At 64.1% G+C, this 8,705-nt stretch carries 8 protein-coding genes; 6 read left to right on the forward strand and 2 right to left on the reverse strand.

From position 1 onward, the window contains the following. The first annotated feature begins 146 nt into the window (after positions 1-146). A complete protein-coding gene (locus tag J8I87_RS04185; RefSeq protein WP_209930180.1) occupies positions 147-1,097 on the forward strand; it encodes an alpha/beta hydrolase in 951 nt (316 codons plus the stop codon). Here the strand turns inward: J8I87_RS04185 and J8I87_RS04190 are convergent. Beyond that, positions 1,067-1,909: an EcsC family protein gene (locus J8I87_RS04190; RefSeq protein ID WP_209930181.1), complete on the reverse strand. Its 843-nt coding sequence runs from the start codon at positions 1,907-1,909 to the stop codon at positions 1,067-1,069. The two genes, J8I87_RS04185 and J8I87_RS04190, sit on opposite strands and share 31 nt — an antisense overlap. 165 nt (positions 1,910-2,074) lie before the next feature. Between J8I87_RS04190 and J8I87_RS04195 the strand changes: the two genes are divergently transcribed. Together J8I87_RS04195 and J8I87_RS04200 are read left to right on the forward strand one after the other, a co-directional pair. After that, a complete protein-coding gene (locus J8I87_RS04195) occupies positions 2,075-3,670 on the forward strand; it encodes an MDR family MFS transporter (protein ID WP_209930208.1) in 1,596 nt (531 codons plus the stop codon). 35 nt (positions 3,671-3,705) lie between these two features. Next, positions 3,706-4,176, forward strand: coding sequence for a MarR family winged helix-turn-helix transcriptional regulator (locus J8I87_RS04200; protein WP_209930182.1), 471 nt, complete (start codon positions 3,706-3,708; stop codon positions 4,174-4,176). A 50-nt stretch (positions 4,177-4,226) separates the two neighbouring features. Here J8I87_RS04200 and J8I87_RS04205 read toward each other — a convergent pair whose 3' ends face one another. Then, positions 4,227-5,504 carry an amino acid deaminase gene (locus J8I87_RS04205; protein WP_209930183.1) on the reverse strand — a complete coding sequence of 426 codons (1,278 nt, stop codon included), beginning with the start codon at positions 5,502-5,504 and terminating at the stop codon, positions 4,227-4,229. Positions 5,505-5,645: 141 nt separating this feature from the next. Here J8I87_RS04205 and J8I87_RS04210 point away from each other — a divergent pair, with 141 nt between their 5' ends. The 3 genes from J8I87_RS04210 (at position 5,646) to J8I87_RS04220 (ending at position 8,481) form a co-directional block, all read left to right on the forward strand. Then, positions 5,646-6,536, forward strand: coding sequence for a MurR/RpiR family transcriptional regulator (locus J8I87_RS04210; protein ID WP_209930184.1), 891 nt, complete (start codon positions 5,646-5,648; stop codon positions 6,534-6,536). Between the two features lie 3 nt (positions 6,537-6,539). Then, positions 6,540-8,027, forward strand: a complete 1,488-nt coding sequence (locus J8I87_RS04215; RefSeq protein ID WP_209930185.1) for an amidohydrolase family protein — start codon at positions 6,540-6,542, stop codon at positions 8,025-8,027. Between the two features lie 67 nt (positions 8,028-8,094). Next, positions 8,095-8,481, forward strand: coding sequence for a RidA family protein (locus J8I87_RS04220; RefSeq protein ID WP_209930186.1), 387 nt, complete (start codon positions 8,095-8,097; stop codon positions 8,479-8,481). Positions 8,482-8,705 lie beyond the last annotated feature (224 nt).

An 8,705-nucleotide genomic window follows, 5' to 3' on the forward strand; every position in this document is an offset into this window, starting at 1 on the left:
ACCGTCCGCGACGGTTCCCGGCCATTTTTCTTCACGCATGACGCAAGCGGCGCGTTGCCAGCCGGCGCAGCCAATCGAACCCGTCTTCGACGACAGCACGCAAATCCCACTACCATGGTGCTTAACCGTCGCTGGAGAGTGTTCCGATGAGTTGGCAAAGCGCGTTGGCGTGCTGGTTCTTGCGCCGTCAGTTTCATCCGCAGACGCGGCATCCGACGATCAGCGCCGAACGCGCGCGCAAGATGACCGCAAAGCGCGCGTACACGCCGCGCGTGCCGCCTGGCTGGGTGCTGCATGAACGCTATGGCGAGCGTGACTGGCCGTTGCGTGGCGAATGGCTGGAACGCGCCGATGGCGGACACGCGGCGACGATTCTCTATCTGCACGGTGGCGGCTACTACTTCTGCTCGCCGCGGACGCATCGCGCGGCGTCGTTCGGTCTTGCGACACGCAGCCGGGCGCGGGTTTTCTCGCTCGATTACCGCCTTGCGCCGGAAAACCCGTTCCCCGCCGCGCTCGACGACGCATTGGCCGCATATCGCTGTCTGCTCGAAGATGGGACGAAACGAGAGTCGATCGTGATCGCCGGTGACTCCGCCGGTGGCGGTCTCGCGCTCGCGACGCTCGTCGCGTTGCGCGATGCGCGCGATCCGCTGCCGGCAGGCGCGATCCTGTTTTCACCGTGGACCGATCTCGCCGCGACGGGCGCGTCGCTGCAAACCAACGACGGCATCGATCCGATGTTCCACGGTCCCTCCGTCGCGCGTGCCGCCAGGCTCTATCTTGGCGATACCCCGGCGACGCATCCGTACGCATCGCCGCTTTACGCGGACCTGAAAGGCTTGCCGCCGCTGTTCATCCAGGTGAGCAGCACGGAAGTGCTGCTCGACGATTCACGCCGCGTCGTCGACAGGGCGCGCGTCGCGGGCGTCGACATCGACTTCGAAATCTGGCGCAAGATGCCGCACGTCTGGCAACTCTGGGTGCCGTTCATCCCCGAGGCGCGCCGCGCGCTCGATCTCGCCGCGCGCTTTGTGTCGCGCGTGACGAGCGCGCCCGACAGCGTTCACCCGTCGAGCGAAACGTCGATTGTCTGATAAGCGGCCTGCACGACACCCGTGCCGTAATGGCGCTCGAGCCGGCGCACGGTGAAGTGGCCGTGCGCGACCTGCTGGAAATGATCGATGAACACCGTGTTGACCATTGCGCCGAGCACCGCGCCGATGGCCGGAATCGACTTCGCCGCGATCTGTTCGCTCACTTGCACCGAGAAGCGGGACGCGATCGTGTTCAAGAGGCGCAGCAGCGCCGCCGAGCCATGCGCCGTGAATCCCTTGCTCGCAATCTCCGACGACGCCTTCGACACGGCCTGCGCCAACGCGCCGCGCATGATGAAGTAGCCGTAATCGGCCTCGTCGTCGGATTTCGACTTCCCGCCCATGCCGAGCACGGTCAGACATTGCAATTGCGTATCGATCGACGTCAGGTCCTCACCTTCGCTGCGCGCGATATCGCAGATCGAACGGAACATCAGCGTCGTCGTGACGGGTAGTTCGACGGGCAGCGCGAGCAGTCCGAAGGCGCCGCCCGCGGCGCCCGTCGTCGCAACAGCGAACTTGTGCAGCAGATTGCTCGGCTTTCCGCTGACGCCGAGCGGCGCGCCGCCCATCGGCCGGCCCAGCGTGCGCAGCGCAAGCTGCAGGCATCTGCGCAGCGCGATCTGCGTCGCATCGTTGACCTTGTCGCTGGCGATGGACGGCATGCGCGCGATCAGTTTTTCCAGTGGCGAACCGACGATGCTGGCGAGCTTCATCGCCAGCGCCGGGCTTTCCAGCTGGTGTTTGGCGCGGCGCAGGGCCGCGAGATCGTCGGCGGATAGCGGCATGGCGGCAAGCGTGGCTGAATCCATGAGTCTCCCTGATCCCATGCAAGATCGTTGCTGATTTCGGCAGATATTGAGATTTTCGGTGCGTCCAAGTGCGTGACGGCAGAGTTCGGACGCACTCAGATTAGAACCATTCAGCATGGTATGATTCCCGTATCGTTGACGCGTCAACAGTTGTTCCATCAAAAAATGGCCGTGCATACCGCCGCCCACCATTCGAGTGGGCAAGTGTTACCGTTCCGGGAATCGCTGCTGGCGATGCTCGGTATCTCATTCGTATCGATGCTCGTCGCGCTCGACCAGACGGTTGTCGGTACCGCGCTGCCCACGATCGTCGCCGATCTGAAGGGCTTCGAGCTATACGCGTGGGTCGCGACGTCGTATCTGCTGACGTCCGTGATCACCGTGCCGATTTTCGGGCGGCTCGGCGACTACTATGGGCGCAAGCCGTTCGTGATCGCGTCGATCGTCGTGTTCACGGGTGCCTCGGTGCTGTGCGGCGCGGCGAACAACATGCTGTTTCTCGTGATTGCGCGCGGGCTGCAGGGCATCGGCGGCGGGATGCTGGTCGGCACCGCGTTCGCGTGTATTCCTGATCTGTTTCCTGACTCGGTGGTTCGCCTGCGCTGGCAGGTGCTGATGAGTTCGGCGTTCGGGATCGCGAATGCCGTCGGACCGTCGCTCGGCGGCTTTCTCACGCAGTACTACGGCTGGCGTTCGGTGTTCTACGTGAATCTACCCGTCGGCTTGCTGTCGCTGTTCTTCGTATGGCGTTATCTGCCGCATCTGCGGCATGTCGTGCACGAAGGCAAGATGCGCCTCGACTGGCCCGGTGCGTTGCTGATCGCGCTGTCGCTGGGCAGCTTGCAGCTGTTCGTCGAACTGCTGCCGAAGCATGGCGTGACCGCGTCGGCCGTTGCGCTGCTCGCGTTCAGCGTGGCGTGCGCGATCGCGCTGTGGCAATGGGAAAAGCGCTTCCCGCAAGCGATTCTTCCCATCGACATGTTCCGCAACCAGAGCCTGTCCGCGCTTTTCGCGCTGGCCGTGCTCGGCGGCTTCGCGATGTTTTCGCTGCTGTTCTACGCACCGCTGCTGTTCCAGGGCGGCTTCGGCATGATGCCGAACCAGGCGGGCCTCGTGATTACGCCGCTCGTCGTGTTCATCACGATCGGCAGTATCGTCAACGGACGCATCGTGTCGCGCATTCCGAATCCGAACCTGATGCTGTTCGTCGGCTTCGCGCTGTTCGCGGGCGCGTCGCTCGGCGTGGTGATCGCGACGCGCACGATGCCGCACTGGCTGCTGATGACGTTCATGACGATGGGCGGTCTCGGCCTCGGCTTCGTGCTGCCTAATCTCACGGTCTTCGCGCAGCAGACGGCGGGCCGCCAGCATCTCGGCATCGCGACGGCGCTGCTGCAATCGCTGCGGATGATCGGCGGCATGATCGGGACGGCGCTGACGGGCACGCTCGTCACGCATATGTACGCGAGCGGCGTGCGCGACGCACTCGATGGCGACCACGCGAGCCAATGGTTTGCAGAGCTCGGCGATCCGCAGATTCTCGTCAACCGCGACGCGCAGCACGTGCTTTTGAACGAACTGGCTCGCGCAGGGCACAATGGCGCCGTGCTGCTCGAATCGGCGCGCGAGTCGCTGGTTGGCGCGATTCATGTCGGACTCACGTTGGGCGCGCTGGTCGCGCTGTTTGCAGTCTGGCATTGCCGGCGCGTGCCGACCGTCAAACTGCGCAAGCAGATCGAGCCGGTCATCCACGCGGATTGACCGTCGTTTGAGCGCTTTGGAACCGTAGAAACATCATGGAAGAACAAGACCGCGTCGCTATCCTTCATCAGTTTGGCCGCACGTATCGGGCGTTCATGTCGGCGTTCGAAGGGCGCGTCGGGCATCCGCTGCCGCGCTGGCGCATTCTGCTTGCGCTATATGAGCAGGCCGGCGAGTCGTCGCAGAAGAAGCTGGTCGAGCGGCTGCGCATCGATCCCGGCGCGCTGACGCGTCAGCTAAAGTCGCTCGAAGCGATGGGCTGGATCGCGCGCAGCATGGACGAGCGCGACAACCGCATTACGAACGTGAAACTCACCGTTGAAGGCCGCGCCGCGATCGAAGCGAGTCTGCCGAACCGCAACGCATTCCTGCACGACACGATGGCCGCGTTGCCGGACGACGTGCTGGCGGGACTGTCGAGTGCGCTGACGATGCTTGAAGCGCGCATCGGTGAAGTGGTGGCGGCCGCGTCGACTGACGCGGAGGCCACGGCGGCTGGGCGTTGAACCGTTGAAAGACAGCGGCGCCGCGCAGCGCCGCCTCCTTCGAAGAACGATCAGAAGAACGTTTCGATCACTTCCGTCACGCGATACGACGGATCGAGCACGAGCACCTGGCGCCACTTGTCGAACGTCAGGCACGGATGCGAGATGTCGAACGCGATCATGTCGCCGACCTTCAGATCGGCGCCTGCGGGAATTCGCAGGTAGGCGTGCTGATCCATCATCCCGAAGATTTCCCAGCCTTCGCCGGGAGCGACATCGCGCGGCGCTTCCGTCCCCGGACGATAGTGCTTCGCGGGTTCGGGATAGCCGGCATCGAACGCCGAATCGCGCTTGCCGAGGCCGATGATCGCGCGGTCCGGCTCTGGGATGGACTGCACGTAGGCCCACAGATGCAGCGCGGGCAACAGGCCTTCGCCCATGCGCTTCGCGACGGGATTGCGCTTGAAGATATCCGTCTGCGCCTTACGATAGATGCCGACGTCGTGCGTCAGATAGCAGCCCGGACGCAGCACGATTTCGATGCGGTCCTTGCGCGATGCCTTCGCGAACTCTTCGGCGACGACGTCGTACCATGCCGATCCCGCACCCGACAGCACGGCCGGCGTGCGCGCAAAGCGCCCCTTGTCCGACAGTTCGAGCGTGAGCCTCACGGCGCTGCGCAGGAAGTCGCGCACTTCCTGTTCTTCCTTCAATACGCCTTCGTACAGTTCGATGCCCGCGAGCTTCAGCGAGTCCGGATAGCGCGAGATCGCGTCGAGCACCGCGCTGGTTTGCGCCTCGTCGCGCACGCCCGTGCGGCCGCCCGGCACCCCGAGTTCGACGAGCACCTGCAACTGCTTTTTCACCGAGCCGAAGAACTTGCCGAGCTGCTCGACGCCTTCGACGGAATCCACCAGACAGAAGAACTCGAACTCGGGATCGCTCAGCAGTTCGGCGATCATCAGCATGTTGCGCTTGCCGACCAGCTGGTTCGCCATGAGCACGCGCGATACGCCGCCGTGATACGCGGCGCGCACCTGATGCGCAGTGGCGAGCGTAATGCCCCACGCGCCCGTTTCGATCTGGCGGCGGAACAGTTGCGGCGCCATCGTCGTCTTGCCATGCGGCGCGAGCTTCACGCCGTATTCGGCGACGAACTTCTGCATCCAGTTCAGGTTGTGCTCGATACGGTCCGCGTACAGGACGGCGGCGGGCAGGCTCACGTCCTCGTCAAGCAGATTCCATTCGAGACGCGACGCGTCCGCAAGCTGGATGCTCGTGCCCGGCACGTTGCCGAGGCCCTTGCTGTACGGATCGATCGTGGCTCCCTGATAGTTTGTAACTTTCATGTCATCCTGCTCCATCGGCCAGTTAAATCGAATCGAAGTTGACTTTCGTATGTTACCGAAAGTACGATGGTTGAAGAAATGTTATTTAGTACCACGCGTTCCGCGGCTGATGTTACCGGCGGCGCGTGGCGCGCGCGAGCCATGAACACCACTGCCGAACCTGTTGCCTTCGACATCGTCGCGCGCATTGCAGAATGCGCGCCCGAGTTGCGTTCGGCCGAGCGCAAGGTCGCGGCGCTGATCCTCGACGACCTGACGGGCGCATCGCGCGCGAGCATCGGGGCGCTGGCCGAGCGGGCGGAAGTAAGTGTCGCGACCGTTACGCGTTTTGCGAAGGCTGTCGGTTGCCGCGACGTGCGCGAACTGAAGTTGCGGCTCGCGCAGGCGGCGGCGGTCGGTCAGCGGTTCCTGCAATCGGGCGCGCAGCCCGACACGCCCGAACCGCTGGCGACGCGCGTGTTCGACGAATTGCAGACGGCGCTCGCGCACAACCATCATTTGCTATGCCAGGCGCCCGTTGCGCAGGCTGCTGCCGCATTGCGCGAAGCGCGCATGATCTACGTGTTCGGCATGGGCGGCGGCTCGACCGCGCTTGCCGATGAAATGCGCTTCCGGCTCGTGCGCCTCGGCCGGCCTGTCGCGACGTATCAGGACGGCTTGCTGCAGCGCATGGTCGCATCGACGGTATCGCGCGACACGGTGGTGATCGCGCTGTCGACGACGGGCCGCGTGCCGGAAATGGTCGACAGCTGCCGCATCGCGCGCAGCTACGGCGCGACGCTGATCACCGTGACGGCGCCCGCGTCGCCGCTTGCGAAGCTCGCTGACTGGCTGATTCCCATCGTCGCGTTCGAAACCGATTTCATCTACAAGCCGTCGTCATCGCGCTACGCGATGATGATGGCGCTCGACGTGCTCGTCACCGAACTGGCCGTGAGCCTCGGCGACGAGAGCCGCGAACTGCTGCGCCGCATGAAGCATGCGCTCGATGCGCATCGCGGCGGCGGCGACCGACAACCGCTAGGAGACTGATCCATGCATTCGCACCCCGAAGCCGCCGATACGCTGATCGTCGGCGCGCAACTGTACGATGGCACGGGCGCGCCGCCTGTCGAGCGCGACGTCGCGTTGCGCAATGGAAAGATCGCCGCGATCGGCAATCTGTCGAACTGGCTGGCCGAAGAGGTGATCGAGGCGAATGGCCGCGCGCTCGCGCCTGGCTTCATCGATGTCCACACGCACGACGACACGCATGTGATCCGCTCGCCGCAAATGCTGCCCAAGATCACGCAGGGCGTGACGACGGTGATCGTCGGCAATTGCGGGATTAGCGCGTCGCCCGTGTCGCTGAAGGGCGATCCGCCCGATCCGATGAATCTGCTCGGGGAGCGCGACGCGTTCCAGTATCCGACGTTCGCGGCCTATGTCGCCGCCGTCAATGCTGCGAAGCCTTCCGTCAACGTGGGCGCGCTGATCGGACATACGGCGCTGCGCAACAACCACATGGACCGGCTCGATCGCGCGGCGACCTCGCAGGAAATCGACGGAATGCGCGCACAGCTCGAAGAAGCGCTTGCGAACGGCGCGCTTGGCCTGAGTTCAGGGCTCGCATATGGCTCCGCGTTCGCTGCGCCGACTGAAGAGGTGATGGCGCTCGCGGAGCCGCTCGCAGTGGCGGGCGCGTTGTACACGACCCACATGCGCACCGAGTTCGACGCGATTCTCGATGCGATGGACGAGGCGTACCGCATCGGCAAGCACGCGCGCGTGCCTGTCGTGATTTCGCATCTGAAGTGCGCGGGGCCGTCGAACTGGGGGCGCAGCGTCGAGGTGCTCGAATCGCTGGAGGGCGCGCGGCGCATGCATCCCGTCGGTTGCGACTGCTATCCGTACAACCGCAGCTCGTCGACGCTCGACCTCAAGCAGGTGACGGGCGATATCGACATCACGATCACATGGTCGACGCCTCATCCCGAGATGGCGGGGAAGATGGTGAAGGAGATCGCGGCGGAGTGGGGTGTGACGCAGCAGGAAGCGGCGAAGCGTTTGCAGCCGGCGGGCGCCGTGTACCACAACATGTCGGAGGACGACGTGCGGCGCATTCTGTCGCATCCAGCGACGATGGTGGGCTCGGACGGTTTGCCGAACGATCCGCTGCCGCATCCTCGCTTGTGGGGCGCGTTTCCGCGCGTGCTGGGGCACTATGCGCGCGACCAGCAGCTGATTCCGCTGGAAGAAGCGATTCGCAAGATGACGGGCCTGTCGGCGCGGCGTTTCGGCTTGAAGGAGCGCGGCGAAGTGCATATCGGCTATCACGCCGATCTCGTGCTGTTCGACCCGGCGCGCGTGCGCGACGCGGCGACGTTCGACAAGCCGCAGCAGGCGGCCGATGGCATCGATGCCGTGTGGGTGAATGGCGTGCTGTCGTATCTCGACGGCAAGCTGACGGGCGAGCGCGCAGGCAGGTTCGTCGCGCGTGGGGCGACGGCGGCATCGCGGGCCGAGCTGACACAGGGTTTCTGACTGATCCGATTTTCGATTGATGCGTTCGCATGGGTTGCGGACGCACTTACGTTTTAGGAGTTGAACGATGAAGCGTTATGGCGTTGAGGGTGGCAAGGGCACGGGCGGTCAGGTGATGCCGCTTGCGCGCGCGGTCGAGGCGGACGGCTGGCTGTTCGTGTCGGGGCAGACGCCGATGGAGAACGGCGAAGTGATCAACGGCGGGATCGTTGAGCAGTCGCACAAGGCGATTCAGAATGTGATGGCGATTCTGACCGAGGCCGGGTATGGGCCTGAGCATGTCGTGCGGTGTGGGGTTTGGCTCGATGATCCGCGTGATTTTGCTTCTTTCAACAAGGTGTTCAAGGAATATTTCGGCGCGAATCCGCCGGCGAGGGCGTGTGTGGTGTCGTCGATGGTGATCGACTGCAAGGTCGAAGTCGACTGCGTTGCATATAAGAAGCCTTCGGCTTGAGTTTTTTTGTGGTTCGCGATGCGGTTTTTGTTGTTTTACTTTGGCGCTGGCATCTGCGAATCCGGCTTGTGTTTTGCCGCCGTCGCTGGCATCCGCGATAGCGCCTCGCGGCGCGGGCGTTGCCCCTGTGCGGGGCGGCACCTACTTTTCTTTGCCGGCTGCAAAGAAAAGTAGGCAAAAGAAAGCAGCTCACCCCGAGCCGCTTGACGATTACCCACGGGCCC

The organism is Paraburkholderia sp. LEh10 (assembly GCF_017814945.1).
In the GTDB taxonomy this organism is placed as follows: domain Bacteria; phylum Pseudomonadota; class Gammaproteobacteria; order Burkholderiales; family Burkholderiaceae; genus Paraburkholderia.